We start from the raw sequence: 20361 nt of genomic DNA on the forward strand, positions 1-20361 counted from the left end.
TATGCAGGAGATGCCAAATTACCTTGTCTCAAACCTATTGCTTGTTATTAACTGGCTGTCTTTGAATCAAATCAACTGTACCACGCCGTAATTCCTCAACAGTTAACATCTGGTTCAAGCGCATCAATTCTGAGATAGCTGCTGTTTCTGTATCTTTATGGCTGGTTGCAACTGCCAATACTTGATTGTTTTTGACGTAGAAAGCAATAAATTCCTGTTTTTGCAAATCCCCATCTACAATTATCTCATCCCAACTTTGGGCGTGGCCGATGTAGCGCAAGGGAAACTTGAATTGCATCGTCCAAAACAAAGGAAGCCCTCTAAATTTAACTGCTTTCCCTGCCATGTTATGAGCTGCAATTCGCCCCTGCTGTGCTGCAACTCGCCAATGTTCAACCCGAAGCGATTCATTTGTGCGCCAATCGGGATAACGGGCAATATCGCCTGCGGCATAGATGCCATCAGCTGCACGCAAGTATTCATCAACAACAACACTGCCATCTTTGGGATGCAAATCGATCCCCTGAAGAAAGTCTGTTGCTGGCTGTACACCAATTCCGACAATTACTATATCTGCTTTGAGGCGATCGCCATTATCTAAAATTACAGCTTCTACCTTGTCACTACCTTCAAATTGAACCGCTTTCCTACCAAACTTAAAGGAAACACCGTTTTCTTCATGAACTTGCTGAAATATTTTACCAATTTCCTCACCTAATATTTTCTTAAAAGGTACAGAATCCGGTGAAACAACAGTCACTTGTAAGCCGTGCTGACTCAGCCCAGCTGCTGTTTCCATGCCGATAAAACTGGAGCCAATGACTATCGCTTGTCCTTTTTGCTTGCTCAGTGTCAAAATGCGGTCAGTATCATCAAAACTGCGTAATGTGAGAACATTTTGCAAGTCTGCACCGGGAATATCTAGCTGGAGTGGTTTTCCTCCTGTTGCTACTAGTAAGGCATCATAATTCAACGAATCACCAGACGCTCCTGCGTCGCTACTGCTTGCGCTATCGCTAAAGGTGATCGCTTTTGCCGTTGTTTGCACCTGTTCAACTCGCTTATTCAACAGTACTTCAATCGCGTGTTCTTTGTAGAAATCTGGCGATCGCAGGGGCATTTCCTCTGAGGATGTTTTACCAATGAAGTAGTCTTTACTCAGCTTGGTGCGATCATAGGGTAGCCTGTCATCCTGAGTGATCATGACGATTCGCCCTTGATATCCAGCTACTCGCAAAGTTTCTGCGGCATGGACACCCGCCGCCCCTGCGCCTAAGATCACAAATGTGCGTTTATCAGCGTCGGGGTTAAATTGCGCCATTGCGGGCGATCGCAATCCCGTTGTTTCCTCTGGGACGCTGACAATGACGTTTTCACCTTCAATCCGTACCTGATAACAGGTTAAAGAATCCAAGCCAGGTGGTTCTAGTTGATCCCCAGTCCTCACGTCAAAATAGGCATTGTGCCAGGGGCAAACAACATGATGTCCACTCAATACCCCCTCTGCCAGCGGCGCTTTATAATGAGAGCAGTGTGCGCCGACGGCATGAAACTTTCCATCTAATCGGGTCAGTAAAATTTCTGTCTCGCCGACAGCTACCTGTCGCATTTCACCATCATTTAGATCATTTATATTGGCAACAACTGCTTCTATCTGTTTCATAATCAACTCTTAAATTAAGAATAAGAGTTATACCAATTCTTTCAAATCCGGCAACAGATTCAAACCCGAAAAAACTGATGCAATCTGAGTCCGAGCGCAAGATTTACACCCCTTTATTACGAATTACGAATTGATATAACAACAAAGAACTTGCATAAATTGTAACCTTTGCACCCTCATCAGCAAGCAGTTTCGCTGTGGCTTTTTCACTACCGGAATCACCTCCAGTAATTACAGCTACTTTACCTTGATCCGTAAGCTATTTCTCTATTTCTTAATTGGGAACAATTTATGCGAAGCTGATTAATTGAGAAATATTCAGATATTTTTTGCTTGCACGCTTTACTTTATATCACAAAGTCTGAATTTTTCAACTCATCAATGGTCTATATCTTAAATGATAAATTCAGCCTTTAGACATAGATAACCTTTGAAAAAAATTGTTTTAACTAGGATTTGTAACTGAGAATTGAGAAAATTTCTGGGGCTAGATGGATTGGCATAATCCAGAGCAACAAAGATATTCTCAATCTAAAATTTTAGATTCTACCCAATGGCTTAATTTTTATTTATGCCTAAAGAGATGCTAAGATTTCATTTTAATTTGATTTTTGTTTATATATTATGTAAGTCAAGCATATTTGATATCTATAAAAAGTGCGGATAAATTTTATAACCTATTACTTTTTAAATTGACATTAACTTTAAGCTGCCATTTATTGTCAGTAACCAAGTTAAATAACAGGAGATTCCTATGCCTGAAGCCATTGAGATTTATGACGATCGCCTGCGTGCTATTATACCTCTAGATGTTTCACTTCAAAAGCTTGCCAACGGTGCAGTCCATAGCGAAGGCCCTCTTTACTTCCATGAAGACGACAGTGTTGTGTGGAGTGATGCTCACGGCAACCGTTTATTACGCTGGAGTGCTACTGAGAACGTAAGTGTCCTCCGAGATCCATCTGATTACCAAAGCGGTAATTACCGCGACTTAAAGGGTCGTCTAGTTGCTTGTTCCTCCGGTTTGCGTGCGATTATCCGACGCGAAGACGATGGTGAATGGAAGGTTCTAGTTGATCGCTACCAAGGCAAACGCCTCAACAGTCCAAATGATTTAGTAGTTAAAAGCGACGGCACAATTTGGTTCACCGATCCGCCTTATGGGATCACTGAGCCAAACCAAGGTTACGGCGGCGAACAAGAACAACCCGGAAGTTATGTGTACCGCTTTGACCCTGCTACTGGTGAAATTTATCCTATAGTAACGGATATGGTGCGCCCTAATGGGCTGGCTTTCAGTCCAGACGAAAGCCTGCTGTATGTTTCAGATACAGCCGCGTTTAATATACCTGGGGGGCCTCATCATATTCGCGTGTATGAGGTTGTGGACGATCGCCATGTGAAGAATGGCCGTGTATTCTGTGTCATCGCTCCAGGACAACCTGATGGATTTCGGGTTGACGAACATGGCAATATTTTTATTAGTTCCCAGGATAGCGTGCAGATATACGCCCCTGACGGGACTCAGTTAGGAAAAATTCTCGTACCGGAGACATCCACTAACCTAACTTTCGGTGGGAAGGAAGGCGATCGCTTGTTTATCACAGCGGGTCATTCCTTATATGCTATCGACCTTAATACCCGTGGTGTACAGCAATGATTTATAAATTTGCCAGTGGTGTAGCGATCGCCTTTTTTCTAGCTGCATTTAATTTCCCGCAGCTAGGGCCATACCTATTAAGTTCACTTTATCATCTGTATCCTGACGGATTCCCCGGATTAGCACTTTTACTACTAAGAGTTAGCCTTGGCTGGTTATTCATCCTCCACGGCTATCCGAAGATAACGCATCTTCAACAGTGGGCTGAGTCTGTAAAAATGCCTGTCTTTCTTTGCTTTTTATCAGCTGCATCTATGTTAGGTGGCGGAATTTTTCTGATTATTGGATTTCTGACACTTTTGGCGACATTGCCCATTCTCGGCTCAATGATTTTTGCGATATATTTAGAAGTCTCTGGAAGTAAACCTTTTGTAGCCCAAGATCCATACTTAATTCCAGAAGACCAGTATAAAGGCCCTTTAGGAAAAGGCGAACCGCCAAGTTGGGAAAAAGCGTTTATGTACTGCGTCATGCTGATTGCGATCGCAGTTTTAGGCCCTGGAGCATATTCACTGGATGCTCTGATTTTTGGCCGGTGAAAATTAGCCGAAGGCATATTACAGTTATCCTCCAACCACTTAGATGTGGCTAAAATGCTGTAATAGGCGATCTGCTTTGTTATAGTCGCCAGCCTAATAATGCAATCTACAGATAAACGTCCTCTCAATTGGTTGTTTCAGCAGTTTCAACTCAAACCAGGTAAGCCCGCTATTTTCTCAGGATTGCGTAGCCTTTTTATACTGGGTGTCCCAATTGGAGTTGGAATCATTACTGGTCACGCGGCTGCAAGTGCGGTCGCCACTATGGCGGCTTGGTTCGTTGGCATGGTAAATGTTGACGGAGCCTATCGCCAGAGAGCGACTGCGATGATCGCAGCTACGATTGGGGTAACTTTGATGTTCGTGATCGCGAGTCTGGTTAGCAGTCATCTCTGGTTAGCTGTGCCGACAACATTCTTGGTGATATTTATAGCAGGTTTAGCAAGTCTCTATGGCAACGTGGCTGCATCTGTCAGCTTAGTTACTTCGATCATGTTTGTGATTTCGCTTGCTAGATTCGCTTCATATTCCAATTTGTCTACTCTTATCCAGCAATCTGCGCTATGTCTGGCTGGTGGAACATGGACAACCGCGCTCTTATTAGGACTGTGGGTGGTGCGTCCTCATGTACCTGCAATGCAAGTAGTTGCTAACTGTTATCTCTCGTTGAGCAAATTCGTAGATTTGGAAGGCCAGAGAACATTAAATCCAAAGGCTCGTCAGCAGTGGGCACAGCAATTTTTGCAAGCTCAGGATACCATTATCCAGGATTTGACAGCTGCCCGTAGCGTCTGGACAACTATATGGACTAGACAAAAAGGAGCTAACCTGCGGGGAAATTACTTACTGGTGTTAATCGAGGATGTAAATCAAATTGTCAATTCTGTTGTAGCACTGAGCGAACTATTAGCGATCGCATCCGAACATCAACTATTTTCTCGATTACAGAAGGAAATTCAGCAAGTGCTCGAACAGTTAGCAATTGCTCTGCAAATGTTGTCACAAGCAATCGCCAAAGGAAAAAACTCACCTCACTTGGGGGATCTGGATCGGAGTGTTGAAGCATTGGAACACCACCGACAAGTTTTGCGCTCTCAAGTCCTGAATAAAACGATAAATGTTCAGCCAGATAGCTATTCCGATCTAGTCAACCTTGAGAAGATTACAGCCAGTCTTAGAAAGCTGGCACAGAAAATTCATACTGATGCGGATCTTGTTACAGATTTAATCCAGGGAAAACAGCCTAGCATTACCCAGCGAGACATTTCCCCCCCAGCCCAACCAGAGGGGACTGCATTTATTGATACACTGCGGAATAACTTCACTTTTGATTCAGTCCTTTTTCGTCATGCGTTGCGCCTAGCACTGATTACAACTTTTGCTGAATTGATTGCGTCGTTATTGCAACTACCTAGAGGCTACTGGATAACGCTCACAGCTCTAGTTGCACTCAAGCCCAACTTTGGTGGAACGTCCGAGACAACAGTACAAAGAGTCATCGGTACTATTTTGGGGGGAATTATTGGTATTACTTTGATTTTACTAATTAAGAATCAATTGGCGATCGCAGTTTGTTTCTTGCTACTGGTGTTTGTTGCAATGTCGGTGCGATCATTAAGCTACAGCATATTCACTATACTGCTCACTTCCGCCATCATCTTGCTACTCAACATTATTAGTGCAGGTGGCTGGAAGGTTGGAGTATTGAGGATTTTCGATAGCTTGGCTGGGGGTAGTTTAGCACTGCTTGGCAGCTATTTGCTTTTCCCCCGTTGGGAACGACAGCAACTTCCCGCACAACTGGAAAAGACAATTAGAGCCAATCTTGCCTACTATCAGCAAGTAATATCTAACTATATGCATCCAGAACAGAATACATCTGCTGATTCTATCAATATGCTACGCCATCAAGCAGCACTAGAGAACGCCAACGCTAACGCCGCCGCTCAACGATTGTTCAGCGAACCTCGTCACATTCAGGGAGAAATCGAACCTGTAATGACGCTGATGGTATATATTCGGGGCTTTTTCAGTTCGGTGACAACTCTAGCAGAACATCTGCGGGAATTTAGCGGCGAGTACCAATTTCTTGAACTGAAGCGGCTTACTGATACTATTGTTCAAGTTTTGGAAAACTTAGCAGATGCCCTTCGGCAAGGACAGCCACCCCAATCGTTACCAGCGCTGGATAGCTATCTCGAAGCAATTCACAACCAAATTGAACAGTTACATACTGCTCGGTTATTAGAGATTGCCACAAATTTCCACAGTTTAACTCCCACATTACAAGCCGTTCGAGAACAAACTCCTCTATCTACAGAACTGGATCGAATTGTTAATGAAGTTAAAGTTATGCACTGTGTAATTGCTCGTCTGCAAGAATAATTTTCTTGAATAGGGTTTCGCAAAGCAAAGGCTCAACCCTACCTTTGAATATTCTTAACTGGATTTTGATAAATTTACAAAACGCATAAAACGCATAAAACGCACAAAACCTATAAAACCCACAAGTATAAGACGCGATTCATCGCGTCTCTACAAGGGTTAATCGGATGGTTAATGGGGTGGTTGTTGGCGATCGCGTTACCAATTGATTGGGTTATTGATAATATATTGTCTGAGGATCGTAATTATTCATCATTACTTTAATTGATACAAAAACTTATGCAAGTATTGCCTTGCATTTATGTAATTGCCAACCCAAAAAACTCGGAATTATTTCCACTATGTAAAGACGGGATGAATCACGGCAATCAAAAAAGCGATCGCATTTCCGTCCTGTTTACAATATTTGTTTTACTAGGGGCGATCGTATTCCCTGGATTTGGATAAATTCACAAAACGCACAAAACGGATAAGTACAAGACGCAATGAATCGCGTCTCTACAAGTTTTGCATCCCCTGCATTCCCTGTCCTCTTCACCACATCGCACTTTTTCGCGTTGCACCATGCCATTTTACTTACTCAAAATGAGCTTTTGCTTTCTCAAAAGCAGCTTTTACTTTCTCATTTTGGTGTTTTCCGCAAGCAAAAGCAGGTTTTACTTTCTCAAAAGCAGCTTTTGCTTACTCATTTTAGTGTTTTCCGCAAGCAAAAGCAGGTTTTACTTTCTCAAAAGCAGCTTTTGCTTACTCATTTTGGTGTTTTCCGCAAGCAAAAGCAGCTTTTGCTTACTCAAACCCCAGTTTGCTTACTCATTTGGGTAATTCACGCATTTTTTTTGGTATATCATTGAGCCGAAACCTTGCGTAGGCGTAGCCCGTCGTAGACATCGCTTGTCTGCAAATCTTAAAAGCTATTCCATTCTTCTAGCGTAATTTCCCGCTCTAGAATAACCTCAACTTCCCCAATCATCACCCGCAATTGCGGTACAGAATACTCATCATTAGAGGGAATAGTTAGGCGATGTTGCGCCTAAACCATAAATTGATGTTTTGTTCCAGAATAAGGCCCTCAAACCCAATCCGTCGTAATTTCTTCACAAAATCCCGACGCTTACAGGGTATCCATCGGCTCAAGAGTCGGCTCCTTGTTGAGGTCAATGTTATCAATTATTGGTAGAGAATGTCCCAGCTTTAGCCCAAGCAAAATCCAGTCTTCCAGTGTTGAGCGTAATTCATCCTCACACTCGCGCAAAGTTGATGCAAAAGCTATCACTCCTTTGCAAACAGGAATTCTACCTGCAAATGTACCATCTTCTAACTTGTCATAAATTGCCTGAGCAATCGCTCGGTCAACATAGTCGCTCAGAATAAACTTTATCACCATGAAATCTCACGTTGTGCTACCAGTTTAATCTTATGTTAAATGATGGTGTTTCGCCGATGAAGCGTCTACGCTCTAGTTTAAAGTGTAAATCTACAGGCGATCGCCTGGTTTAGAGATGAGCATTACTCAAATAAATCAAATCCCTTTTCGCTTCTCAACTTTCTGTCAAAAGTTGCTGTTGAATTACAACCAGAATTCTGAGCACTTGTTTTCAGATATTGTCGGAAATATAAACGATATAATTCACACGCAGGAATACTGCGATCGCCTTCTAAATTAATTAGCCCCATACTTTGTAATTTATATGCCAATGCTGGCTCTAATTTCACAGAATTTGTAGCATTAATCACTTCAGATAAAGCATCTCCCAAATCTGGCTGATCTTGTAGCGTTAAGACATACTGCCTTAAATACTCGTGATAAATTCCTGTTTCTGTGGGTGCTTGTTGCAATAGCTGTTCTAAATCCCCTTCTAGTCCCCCTTTACCCACAAGGTGATAAAAAGCCAATCGCACTAAATAAGGATATCCTCCCACCATTGCCATCAAACTCTCAGCATCTTTACCATCTGTCCAATCCAAGCCGTGACGTTGTGCTAAATCCTGCACTTGCTCTTTCGTAAAAGGAGGTAAATTTATTCGCAAACCAATATTAAATGGCGATTGAGTCTGTTTTATGGAAACAAGTATTTCAGTTGAGTAAACTAGAACCAGGTGCAGTTTTTGCCAAATTTCTACGCCTTTGGCCCGTTCATGCCAAGTTCGGATTAGTGATAGTAATTCTCCAGCAATTTCCTGATATTTAAACACCCAATCCACATCATTCAATACCAACACAAGGGGACTTTCCAGCGCCGAGAGTAAATACTGTTGGAAATAGATAGAGCAACTCACTTTGCTACCCATATCTTCATCCCAATAATCATTCAGTTTTGGTTCTAGCTGTAACTCCCGACAGACATTGGCACAGAACCAGCGCAAAAACTTATCTAAATTGGCAAATACTGCTTTATCTACTTGCTGAAAGTTCAAGGTTGCGGTGCGAAAACCTTGATTGTTAGCGCGTGTAAGCAACCGCAAAATCAGAGAGCTTTTCCCCATCTTTCTAGGCGCTTTGATGCAAATGACACTCCCAGGTTCAGCTATTTCTGCGTAGGCGAGTTCCTCAATTGGCAAACGAGGGATGTAGAATCGGGAATTAAGGGATACTGGCCCACTAGGAAATTCTAAGGATATAGCCGTAGCTGCTTTGTTGAATTCCTTAACTAACTGCTGATGGGCTTTGCTAAGATGGTGATTTTCTAGAGTCTGGCGGAAGTTGGATTGATCTATAGGTTCTTTGCAAAAATCACTCAGTACTTGCCATAAATGAGCAGCAACTTTCCTGACACGTTCCTCGCCGTAGTCAGCTTCATTGGCTATATTGGTATAGGTTTTTCCTTCCCAGGAAGAACGCAATACGATCTCTTGGAGCGTTGTTAAACCCTTTGCTTGACTGGCTTTTAGCAGCAGTACTGCTTCATCTATAGTCATTACTCATCGGCTCTACAGCATGACATGTTCTCACAACATTATTCTTTGGAACTCAATGTAGCCTACTTTGTGTGAGTAGCAGTTAGTTTTTATACCAATTATTTATAAAACTGCACAAAATCAGGCTTGGTGACACAGGGGGCTTGAGCAAATTGTTCTATGCAACCTCACAGGTAATCGGTATTACCAAAAAAGCTACAAACCAGGCTTAAGAATTTTTCTGTATCCGCAAATATTTTACGTGACTTAATCATAAAATTTTTTTTACAAAATTTTTCGAGTTTTTAGGTGATTATATGTGATTTGAACTACTTTTTTTAGACATATCTTAGAATGTAGATGCACACAATGTAGCTATTTTTTCTAAAAAATGGCCACGGCGATCGCAACAGCGGTTACATTCGTCTGTTTACCTTTTTCTAAATTCCATCCAAATTGATCATCTGGGCTGATACATCTCTGACCTAAGTTACAGCCTAATCAACCAAGTAGACGATTTGTCCATAACTGGATCGTCAGGGTGCTAAGACAGCGTAGAGAGAGCTACAGGATATCTTCCTCATCGTACCAGCAGCTATGCATATCGAAGAACCCACTACCCATGAACCGGAAGCTCCACTTTCAGTACAAGATTCCCAGAGTTTCCCAGAATCACAGCCACTGCAAAAAGGACAAAAAGACTTATCTCAAGAAAATTTAGATCCTTGTCAATGCTCACAAGCCGCCTTACAAATGGCATTAATAGCCAATGGCTTGGGATTGTGGGATTGGAATCTGATCACCAATAAAACCTATTATGATCCCCGGTGGAAGGGCATTCTGGGGTATGAAGTAGAGGAAATCGATCACGACCATAAATCCTTTGAGCAACTTGTACATCCACAAGATTTACCAGGAATTCATCAGGTATTGCACGATTATCTCGAAGGATGCACACCCGTATTTGAAGTTGAATTCAGAATGTTGACTAAATCCGGTGAGTGGAAGTGGATTCTGGCTTGTGGGAGAGTATTTCAGTGGGATGAATTCGGTAAACCAGTGCGGATGGCGGGGACGCACAAGGATATTAGTCAGGATAAGGCGATCGCTACTCAACAATATCAACTATTTGAACAACTCCAAAGAGAAATTGTCCAACGCCAGTCTACCGAAGACCAAGTTAGGGAAAAATCACAGCAGCTAGAAACTACCCTTGAAGAACTCAAACATACCCAAAAGCAGTTATTGCAGAACCAGAAAATGGCTAACCTCGGTCAACTGGTGGCGGATATGGCTAACGAAATTAACAACCCCGTTAGCTTCATCTATGGCAATCTCCATCTTGCAAGTCAATATGCTGAAGACTTAATCAGAGTCATTGAACTTTACCAACATTACTATCCCACACCGACCCCAGTCATCGCCTTACATTTGCAACGCCTCGACCTTGGTTTTGTGAAGACAGACTTTTTGAAATTGCTGTGGTCAATGCGAGCCGGATCTGAGCGCATCAAAGAAATTGTTTTCGCCTTGCGGAATTTTTCGACCTCTGACGAAGGTCAAATGAAAAAGGTTGACCTGCATGAAGGACTTGATAGTGTTCTGAGGATTTTGCAACATCGTCTGAAAGAACAGCCTGATAGACCAAGGATTGAAGTCATTAAAAACTTTGCGGAATTGCCCTTAATCGAGTGTTACCCTGGTGATCTAAATCAGGTATTCATGAACATCTTGATTAACGCCATTGATGCCTTAGAAGAAAGGATAAAACATGATTATTCTTTTACTCCAACTCTTTTTATTCATACAGAAATTATTAGTAATCATTTATCATTAGTAAATAGTAATGAACTTTGGGTACATGACAAAATACTAGGAAAAAAACACAAAGTTATCATTCGCATTTCTGATAATGGTCAAGGCATACTTCCCCATATCCAAAGACAGATATTTGAACCATTTTTCACAACCAAACCAATCGGTAAAGGGAAGGGACTAGGACTATCAATTAGTCGGGAAATTATAGTTGAAAAACATCAAGGTAAACTTAAGTGTAATTCTCAATTAGGTCAAGGCACAGAGTTAGTCATTGAAATGAATACCACAGCTAAACACTATGCCATGATTAGAAAACACGCCAGCTTTTAACTAATTAACCTTGGGCACGAGGTATTAATTTTTGCAAGCCGATGCATTAACAAGGCGGCTGTCGTATTCACAATGCAAGTCAATGCATTAACAATACCTGAGTTCGATAAATTTGGTCTTGTCTTTTTCACACTTAAATTACAGCACAAGCCATTAGTATACTTTTTGCCATAATCACCGCATAGGCATAACCCGCCGTAGGCATCGCACTAATTATCAGTGTATACTGCTGCAATGGTTGATCCGATGAAAAACGCTTCAGCCATTGATGAGCGTAGATAATGACTAAGTTTCCTTCATATCAGTCTAATTGGTTGATCACCATTAGGGATACACTGGATAAAATATCTTTTTTTCTGACATCCTCTTAGAAAAACCCTAACCATATCTAAAACTGACATTTAAAACAGAAGATGGTAGACCATCAATGTCAAAATACTGAATCATCGGATGGGAAAATAAAAGTGAGTAATGCCCACCCCCAGACTATCTAGGCGATTCACCCAAGACAGATAAACACCAAATTTTATCAGTCAAAATCTATGACTTCGACTGTTTCTTCTCAAACTCGAAAGCCACCCACTCAAGCAATAGGAGCCAAAATTTTCCACTCCTGTAACATCATTAGTCTGTTTATCATGCTTACCAGTGGACTACAAATTTACAACGCCAACCCTGTTTTTGGTGGACGTGCAGGTTTGCACATTCCTCCGATATTTACTTTAGGAGGTTGGCTTGCAGGAGGTAGACACTGGCATTTTGCAGCAATGTGGCTATTCTCCCTGAATCTCCTATGGTATGGAATTTACGTTTTAATTACCCGACGCTGGCGACATCGGTTTGTAAGTGCCAATGACTTCAAAGCATTACAAAAAAGTAAAAATTACCAGCGCCTAATTTATGCTTGGCATCGTATTACTTATACAGCAATTATTCCTATCTTGCTGCTGGCGTTATTTACAGGAATAGGAATGTATAAACCTGCTCAATTTCCCTGGATTGTGGATCTGTTTGGCAGTTGGCAAGCATTGCGAATTGTCCACTTTAGCTCAGTACCGATGGTTATTCTATTTGGAGTGATTCACTCTCTATTAGGACGTAAGGCTGGAGGCACTCAACTAACAGAATCGATGTTTTTGTAAAGGAACTATGGTAAGTGAAATGCAAAGACGCAAAGACTAATAACTAATAACTCTTTTTTAAACAAAAAATATGAACTTTTTTGATAAATTGAATCGTAATATCTTGCAAAATCAAAGCTTACTGTTTGTAGGACTTGATCCAAATCCAGAGATGATGCCTGTGGATTATGAATCTGACGAACTCCTCGCTGGTTTGGAGAAGTGGTTACAATTCATTATTGCTGAAACTTCTGATTTCGTTTGTGCCTATAAACCGACACTTGGCTTTTATGAAGCATTAGGTATTCCTGGTTTAGAACTGTTGCACAAAACTTTAGCAGCTATTCCTGCCCACATCCCAGTTATTTTAGATGCCAAACACAGTGACTTAAATACTAGTACCATCTTTGCCCAAACTGTGTTTGCAGAATGGCAGGTAGATGCAATTACTCTTAATCCCTATACAGGACAAGATCATGTAGCACCTTTTTTGGTATATCCTGATAAAGCTGTGTTTATTTTATGCTGTACTTCTAATCCAAGCGCAGAAGCTATACAGCAATATCCTTCAAACGAATCACCGCTTTATTTACAGGTGGTAAAAGAATCAAAAACCTGGGGAACTCCAGAACAATTGGGTTTAGAAGTGGGAACTACAAAACCTGAAGTTTTAGCACTTATTCGAGCGATCGCGCCGGAACGAATTATTATGGCGCGTAGCATCTGGGCGGAGGGACTAAATCTGAAGCAAATTTTAGAAGCGGGCTTGAATACTAACGGTGATGGTTTGCTAATTCCTGTTCCTCAAGATATGTTGGGAAAACCAAAATTATCTCAGGAAATCCAGTCTTTACGCGCAGAAATTAATCAAATAAAAACTGAAATTATTTATGAAAATTCCACTTGTTCTGTTTGGTTTCCCGATGTTTGTTTGCTAAATCAGCATCCCCAACAGGATTTGATTTTACAACTTTATGATATTGAGTGCATTATGTTTGGCAGCTTTGTCCAAGCATCAGGAGCTATATTTCCTTATTACATCGACTTACGCAAAATTATTTCCAATCCCCAAGTTTTTAATCAAGTTATCACTGCCTATGAAGATATTTTGAAGAACCTGAATTTTGATAGGTTAGCAGGTATTCCCTATGGTTCTTTACCAACTGCTACTGGTTTATCTTTGCGTCTTAATTGTCCGATGATTTTCCCTCGTAAAGAGGTGAAGGCCCACGGAACTCGGAGAGTAATTGAGGGTAACTTTCATCCTGGCGAAACGGTTGTGGTAGTTGATGATATTCTCATCAGCGGCAAAAGTGTCATGGAAGGAGCTGAAAAGTTGGAATCAGCAGGATTAAATGTTAATGATATTGTGGTATTTATCGACCATGAACAAGGGGTGAAAGATAGGTTACAGCAAAATGGTTATCGTGGTCATGCGGTTTTAACTATTTCTGAAATTACTAATACTCTGTATCAAGCAGGACGGATAAATGAGGAGCAATTTTTAGCTTTTGCTGAAATTTAGTCCTCAAATAACCGAAAATTGAGAATGGGGAAAGATTTTTCTCATCTACTTCCCCTTGAGCATATTTAATTTTCAGCTTCAATGTAGTAACTAGAATAATTTTGATTTTTAAATTGATGATGAATTTTTCACTCAATCAACTAGTTAAATGGTTAATTTTGACACTGCTATTTCCTCTAGTCTTTCTCAATGGTTGGCTAGCATTTTTGCTTGTTAAAAGTTTTCAACCTGTCGTTACAATTATTATCTTAGCTACTTTGCTTGCATTCGTTTTAAACTATCCTGTTTCGATTCTCCAACAGCGGGGAGTTAAACGTAGCTATGCAGTAGCATTAGTTTTTATATTAGCATTGTTAATTGTTGTTGCTCTAGGTATCACTTTGGTTCCCATTGTTTTAGATCAATTTCATGAGATGGTTAAAGTCCTTCCCCAATGGATTGATTCTAGCGAAGAAAAACTTCAGATTGTAAATGATTGGTTTTCTAGGCACAAATTAAATGTAAATTTAAGTCAGTTATTAACACAAATAACCAACAAATTGCCCAATGAATTAGAGTTTTTTTCAGATAAACTTTTAAGCATTATTATAGATACTATTGATAGTGTTTCTGAGTCATTAATCACAGTAGTCGTGACTTTTTATCTGTTGTTAGATGGGCCAAGAATTTGGCAGGGAATATTTAAGAAGTTACCTGGAAATTTTGCTCAGGAGATAAGCCAGTCTATTCAGCAAAACTTCCAAAATTACTTGATTGGTCAGGTAACTTTGGCTTTGCTGATGGGAGTTTCTATAACATTATTGTTTTTAAGTTTTCAAGTCCAGTTTGGTTTACTCTTTGGTTTGGCAGTTGGGATTTTGAGCTTAATTCCCTTTGGTGATGTCGTCAGTCTTGTTGTAATAACTTTAATAATAGCCACACACGACTTTTGGCTAGCAGTGAAGATTGCTGCGGTAGCTGTTGTCATTGATCAGTTAATTGATCAGGCGATCGCACCACGTCTTTTAGGCAAATTTACAGGCATTAGACCAATATGGGTGTTAATTGCTTTGCTTGTAGGAACCAATTTTGGCGGAGTTTTGGGTTTATTAGTCGCGGTACCTGTAGCTGGTTTTATCAAAGATGTAGCAGATGGTTTTTCTAAATCTGGTGATTCTGAGGATGTAGTTAAGAGTGAATTAGCATCAGAATTGCTGGCAAAAGAGTCATGACAGAATCAATCAGCCATTTTCGCCTCTCTCAGGTTTTACTACGTAAAACCTGTGCCTTTGGGAGTTCCAAAGGCACATACTTGAACTAAAGTTCAAGGCAAGGAGAGGTCTTTTGATTCGATTAACTAGGTGGACACCATCCGATTCGTAAAACTCACGTTGTGTTACATCCAAAAAAAAATTGCAAAAAAAAACCCCTGGTAGAAATACCAGGGGTGAAAGATATAATACCATTTCACTCTATGTTTGCCGGAGATGCCCCTGCTTACGCCTCTACTTAAATAAGAGGTGAGCCAGCGCGGTCTTCTCCCAAAGGGAGAGGCTAGCGCCAAGGGGATTTCCCCCATGAGCGACTGGCGAACCCGGAGGGCTGAAGTGTTTCTCAAATATTACAGCAAAAAGTGATTAGGTATAAAATTAGCCAACATTTGCCAAGAGCAATTCTCGTTTTTCTGATTTTTGTACTCTCACCTGAGAGTCATCATCAACATCGATAATCGCTGTGTCTCCATCTGTAATTTGACCAGACAGCAGTGCTTCGGCGAGAGAATCTTCTAAAAGGCGCATAATTGCCCGACGTAATGGCCTAGCGCCGTAGCTGGGGTTATAGCCTTCTTGTACTATAAGCTCTTTGAAGCGATCGCTAACTTCTAAGATAATTCCCTTTTCCGTTAACCGCTTAGAAACTTCACGAAGCATAATCTCAGCGATTTGCTTAACTTCATCCTTAGAAAGCTGGGTGAAGACGATAATTTCATCGAGACGGTTAAGGAACTCAGGACGGAAGTAAGCTTTCAATTCCTCATTTACCAGGGTGCGGATGCGATTATAACTAGCATCAGCTTGAGTGTCGAAGTCAAAGCCTAAACCACTACCACCTTTTTCAATCACCTTGGAACCGATGTTGGAAGTCAAAATGATCAGCGTGTTCTTGAAGTCAACTTTCCGACCTTTGGAATCAGTAAGTTGACCGTCATCCAAGATTTGCAGCAGCATATTGAATATATCGGGGTGAGCTTTTTCGATTTCGTCGAATAGCAACACTGTGTAAGGTTTCCGCCGCACGGCTTCTGTTAGTTGTCCGCCTTCGTCGTATCCCACATAACCAGGAGGCGAACCAATTAGCTTGGCGACGGTGTGGCTTTCCATGTATTCGGACATATCTAGGCGAATCATCGAGTCTTCCGAACCGAAGAAATAGGCAGCTAGTGCCTTCGCCAATTCTGTTTTACCAACTCCAGTAGGCCCAGAGAAGATAAAGCTAGCAATAGGACGATTGGGATTTTTTAAGCCGACACGGGCGCGACGAATACCGCGAGATACAGCCGAAACTGCTTGCTCTTGACCGATGAGCCGTTGATGCAGAGTGTCTTCTAGGTGCAGCAGCAACTCGGACTCAGATTCAGTAAGCTTGTTAACTGGTACGCCAGTCCAAGAGGCAACGATTTGGGCGATGTCTTCTTCGTCAACGACGGTGGAGTTGACAGGTTGATCGTTTTGTGTAAATGTTGCTTGCAGTTGTTCTGCCAGTTCTAACTCTTGGTCACGCAGGTTTCCAGCTTTGTCAAAATCTTGGACTCTGACTGCTGCTTCTTTAGCTTTGGTAACGCCAGCGAGTTCACGCTTGAGTTCTTTATTCGGAGAACTCTGAGAGTTCCGCAGACGAACGCGAGAACCAGCTTCATCAATTAAGTCTATTGCCTTGTCGGGCAAGAAGCGATCGCTAATATAGCGGTCTGATAATTGTGCTGCTGCTACAAGTGCCGCATCTAAAATTGTGACTTTGTGGTGCTGTTCATAAGCGCCGCGCAAGCCGTGGAGAATTTGTATGGTTTCCTCTACTGAGGGTTCCCCGACCATAATCGGTTGGAAACGACGCTCTAGGGCGGCATCGCGCTCGATATGCTTACGATACTCATCAAGGGTAGTTGCGCCGATGCACTGGAGTTCGCCCCGTGCTAAGGCAGGTTTGAGGATGTTAGCTGCATCCAAGCCACCTTCTGTACCACCAGCGCCAACCAAGGTGTGAATTTCGTCAATCACCAAGATGATATTGCCTACAGTGCGGACTTCTTCCACGACTTTTTTGATGCGTTCTTCAAAATCGCCACGGAAGCGAGTTCCAGCTACCAATGACCCCATATCGAGGCTGATAACTTGCTTGTCTTGCAAACTTTCAGGAACATCCTGGTTGATAATCCGTTGAGCTAGACCTTCTGCGATCGCAGTTTTACCAACTCCTGGTTCTCCAATCAACACTGGGTTATTCTTAGTGCGGCGACCAAGAATTTGGATCGCCCGCTCAATTTCCTTCTGGCGACCAACTACGGGGTCGAGTTTGCCTTCTTGCGCTAGTTTGGTCAAATTTCTACCAAACTCTTCCATCGTTAGCGGTTGGGTGCGCTTTTGATTACCACTACCAGCGAAAGCTGGTGCATTTTCACCCAAACGGCGAACTATGGCACTGCGGACACTCTTGAAGTCAACCCCAAGATTTTGCAGTACTTTGGCGGCAACACCTTCACCAGCTTCGGTCAATCCTAAGAGTAAGTGTTCAGTATTAATGTAATTCTGTCCCAGACTATGAGCTTCTTTAAACGATTGCTCAAACAGGCTTTTCACCTTGGGGGTAAAAGGAATTTCTGGTGGTACAAAGCCAGAACCCCTACCAATAATTTTTTCTACCTCGCGACGTGCGTCTTTGAGGGTAACGCCTAACTCGGCCAGCACTTTAGCAGCAACCCCAGTTCCTTCTCCCATTAAACCCAGGAGAATTTGTTCAGTTCCTACGAAGTTGTGTCCCAGGCGACGTGCTTCCTCCTGAGCTAACATAATTACTCTAATGGCTTCGGAAGTGAAGTGTTCAAACATAATGGGTTCTTGCTCCCTCGCTGCTTGGACTTTGGGTGAGATAAAATTCACCCTCATCTAAAGTTTTTTGTATTTTCTTAAGGACTAATGTAACTTTATTTAAAGTTAAGTGGCAGTGGTGAGAGCCGTAAGACCTCAGGTGTAGTTGCCGTCTGTAACAGTTTTGAGTGCTGAGTGCTGAGATGCTGAGTGCTGAGTAGAATAGTTAAGAAGTGAGTAGTCGTATATTTAACAATTAAACTTTCTGTGTTTAGTGATTTCCTTTGCCTACTATACTCCTCTGCTCTGGGCTAAACTAAAAACTCAGGAGTTTAGCACGGGCTAAACCATAGGTATCCGCTAACGACACTTAGGACTCATCATGACTGAAGCAACGGGAGGTAAAGACCAACAACATCCTCTTTATAACCGCGATCGCCCTCTTATTGATATCTTACTTGCTCAACAGGCCACAGACTATAACTTAGCAGAATTAGCTAGACTGCAAATGCGTTATCAAGGGTTTCCAGGGGCGAGAGATATTAAAAAAGACCTAGATAAAGTGTTGCAGCAGTGGGGTTTGACCGAAGCCGAGCTTTTTGAGAAAACTCGCAAAATTCACGATTTGGGGGGAATTTACAAAAGTCGCGGTAAAAAGGACGAGCAAGATTGGAATTAGGGCATTGGGCACTTATACTGAGCTTGCCCTGACTTGTACTGAGCGTAGTCGTAAAGCCTGCGGCATAGCTACGCTTAGGGCGCAGCCTCTCCAAGAGTTGTAGCGGCGTCGTAAAGCCTGCGGCATAGCTACGCTTAGGGCGCAGCCTCTCCAAGAGTTGTATTGGGCATTAGTTATTTCCTTGCACTCCTAACTCCTGTACAGAGCCGATTAATCGCGTCTTTTAACTTTCCATTGGAATGGCGATCGCTAATTCTGTGCCTTTGCCTAATTCCGATGTCACTGTGAGTTGTCCACCATGTTTTTCTTCCACAATCTGACGGGAAATCGTTAATCCCAAACCTGTACCTTTCCCTACTCCCTTGGTGGTGAATAAGTAACCAAACAGTTTTTGCTTGACATTTTCGGACATTCCCATGCCATTATCTTGAATTCGGATCAAGACATGATGCCGATCTTCAGATAATGTGGTAACAATTGTGATGCGATTGGGATTGTCTGTGATTTGTTGTAAACTACGCTCCTTGTTAGATTCTTCCAAAGCATCAATGGCGTTGGCGATGAGATTCATAAACACTTGGTTGAGTTGTCCAGGGAAGCATTCTAATTGAGGTATTTCCCCATAATCTTTGACTATATCAATGGCAGGATAATGCTCATTGGCTTTTAATCGATGCTTCAGGATGAGTAATGTACTTTCAATGCCTTCATGAATATTAAAAGGAACTTTGTGATCGCTGTCTCCCCTGGAGAAGGTGCGAAGACTGGCGCTAATACCACGGATGCGATCGCTACCTTCTTTTAGGGAAGAGATGAGTTTAGGTAAATCTTCTTGGAGATAGTCTAAATCGATTGTGGCGATCGCTTCCTCTATTTCTCCTCCCGGATCAGGAAAGGTTTGCCGATAAAGGTCGATTAGTGCCAACAAGTCGTGAATATATTCTTGAGCAGGTTTCATATTACCTGCAATAAAGTTAATCGGGTTATTAATCTCGTGGGCAATAGCTGTAACGAGATTACCCAGTGCCGACATTTTTTCCTTTTGCACGAGACTGTATTGTATCTGTTGCAGGTCGTGCAATGCTTGAGCTAATTGTGCTGCTTGTTGTTCTATGGTGATTAAATCGCGGTATGACCTTAAAGCAGCGATCACACTTGTAATTAACTTTTGGCGAGTCAGTTCTACCTTCAGCTTATAATCATTGATGTCATAGTTCAAAATCACCGATTCCTCTGGCGCATCTCCTGGTTGTCCTGTGCGTAGAATCACCCGCACAATCTGATTTTTCAACTCCTCCCGAATGTACTGAATTACTCTTAACCCAGCATCATTGGTTTCCATAACCACATCTAATAAAATAAATGCGGTATCTGGGTGGACTGCAATCAGCTTTTTGGCTTCTGTTCCCGAAAAAGCAGAGAGGAAAGTTAAAGGTTTGTCTTCAAAGGTAAAACTTCTCAAAGCTAGCTTAGTCGCCTGGTGGACTTCAAAATCATCGTCCACAATCATCATTTTCCACCCTTCAGAAGTCTCTTGTGCCTGAGGGACTACCTCCAATGGAGTTAATTGAGTTTTATTACTTATCGGCTCTTCATCATCTTCAAACACAAATACTTCATCGTCTGTTAGTGAGAGAGATATATGGGGATCGTTAAGCATTGTCAACCAACTTTGTTAAAAAGAA

General features: G+C 41.9%; 14 protein-coding genes. 9 read left to right on the forward strand and 5 right to left on the reverse strand.

All coding sequences use genetic code 11. The annotated features are described in order from the left end of the window. Positions 1-34 precede the first annotated feature (34 nt). Positions 35-1663: an FAD-dependent oxidoreductase gene (locus V7K40_RS13355; protein ID WP_334960256.1), complete on the reverse strand. Its 1629-nt coding sequence runs from the start codon at positions 1661-1663 to the stop codon at positions 35-37. Positions 1664-2417: 754 nt separating this feature from the next. Between V7K40_RS13355 and V7K40_RS13360 the strand changes: the two genes are divergently transcribed. From V7K40_RS13360 to V7K40_RS13375, 4 genes are all read left to right on the forward strand, one after another. Then, positions 2418-3323: an SMP-30/gluconolactonase/LRE family protein gene (locus tag V7K40_RS13360; RefSeq protein ID WP_334960258.1), complete on the forward strand. Its 906-nt coding sequence runs from the start codon at positions 2418-2420 to the stop codon at positions 3321-3323. Beyond that, on the forward strand, positions 3320-3862 hold the full coding sequence (locus tag V7K40_RS13365) for a DoxX family protein (protein WP_334960260.1): 543 nt from the start codon (positions 3320-3322) through the stop codon (positions 3860-3862). The genes V7K40_RS13360 and V7K40_RS13365 overlap by 4 nt, the downstream gene beginning before the upstream one ends. A gap of 99 nt (positions 3863-3961) precedes the next feature. Further along, complete coding sequence (locus V7K40_RS13370) at positions 3962-6247, forward strand: FUSC family membrane protein (protein ID WP_334960263.1); 2286 nt, start codon at positions 3962-3964, stop codon at positions 6245-6247. A gap of 279 nt (positions 6248-6526) precedes the next feature. Then, on the forward strand, positions 6527-6694 hold the full coding sequence (locus tag V7K40_RS13375; RefSeq protein WP_334960265.1) for a hypothetical protein: 168 nt from the start codon (positions 6527-6529) through the stop codon (positions 6692-6694). 664 nt (positions 6695-7358) lie between these two features. Here V7K40_RS13375 and V7K40_RS13380 read toward each other — a convergent pair. Together V7K40_RS13380 and V7K40_RS13385 are read right to left on the reverse strand one after the other, a co-directional pair. Beyond that, positions 7359-7631, reverse strand: a complete 273-nt coding sequence (locus V7K40_RS13380) for a type II toxin-antitoxin system HicB family antitoxin (RefSeq protein ID WP_334960267.1) — start codon at positions 7629-7631, stop codon at positions 7359-7361. A gap of 122 nt (positions 7632-7753) precedes the next feature. Next, on the reverse strand, positions 7754-9163 hold the full coding sequence (locus V7K40_RS13385) for an AAA-like domain-containing protein (protein ID WP_334960269.1): 1410 nt from the start codon (positions 9161-9163) through the stop codon (positions 7754-7756). Between the two features lie 576 nt (positions 9164-9739). Between V7K40_RS13385 and V7K40_RS13390 the strand changes: the two genes are divergently transcribed. From V7K40_RS13390 to V7K40_RS13405, 4 genes are all read left to right on the forward strand, one after another. After that, on the forward strand, positions 9740-11290 hold the full coding sequence (locus tag V7K40_RS13390; protein WP_334960270.1) for a PAS domain-containing sensor histidine kinase: 1551 nt from the start codon (positions 9740-9742) through the stop codon (positions 11288-11290). Between the two features lie 542 nt (positions 11291-11832). Then, entirely contained in the window at positions 11833-12432 is a 600-nt protein-coding gene (locus V7K40_RS13395) for a cytochrome b/b6 domain-containing protein (RefSeq protein WP_334960272.1), read from the forward strand. A gap of 70 nt (positions 12433-12502) precedes the next feature. After that, positions 12503-13936 (forward strand): bifunctional orotidine-5'-phosphate decarboxylase/orotate phosphoribosyltransferase, encoded by a 1434-nt coding sequence (locus V7K40_RS13400; protein WP_334960274.1) that lies wholly within the window; start codon positions 12503-12505, stop codon positions 13934-13936. 119 nt (positions 13937-14055) lie between these two features. Beyond that, positions 14056-15147, forward strand: coding sequence for an AI-2E family transporter (locus tag V7K40_RS13405; protein ID WP_334960303.1), 1092 nt, complete (start codon positions 14056-14058; stop codon positions 15145-15147). Between the two features lie 417 nt (positions 15148-15564). On the opposite strand, the gene V7K40_RS13410 is transcribed toward V7K40_RS13405, so the two are convergent. Further along, complete coding sequence (locus V7K40_RS13410; protein ID WP_334960276.1) at positions 15565-18018, reverse strand: ATP-dependent Clp protease ATP-binding subunit; 2454 nt, start codon at positions 18016-18018, stop codon at positions 15565-15567. Positions 18019-18379: 361 nt separating this feature from the next. Here V7K40_RS13410 and V7K40_RS13415 point away from each other — a divergent pair, with 361 nt between their 5' ends. Continuing rightward, entirely contained in the window at positions 18380-18676 is a 297-nt protein-coding gene (locus tag V7K40_RS13415) for a DUF3288 family protein (protein ID WP_334721299.1), read from the forward strand. Positions 18677-18899: 223 nt separating this feature from the next. Here V7K40_RS13415 and V7K40_RS13420 read toward each other — a convergent pair whose 3' ends face one another. Then, positions 18900-20336, reverse strand: a complete 1437-nt coding sequence (locus tag V7K40_RS13420) for an ATP-binding protein (protein ID WP_334960278.1) — start codon at positions 20334-20336, stop codon at positions 18900-18902. Positions 20337-20361 lie beyond the last annotated feature (25 nt).

The organism is Nostoc sp. (assembly GCF_036917195.1).
Classification (GTDB): Bacteria; Cyanobacteriota; Cyanobacteriia; order Cyanobacteriales; family Nostocaceae; genus Nostoc.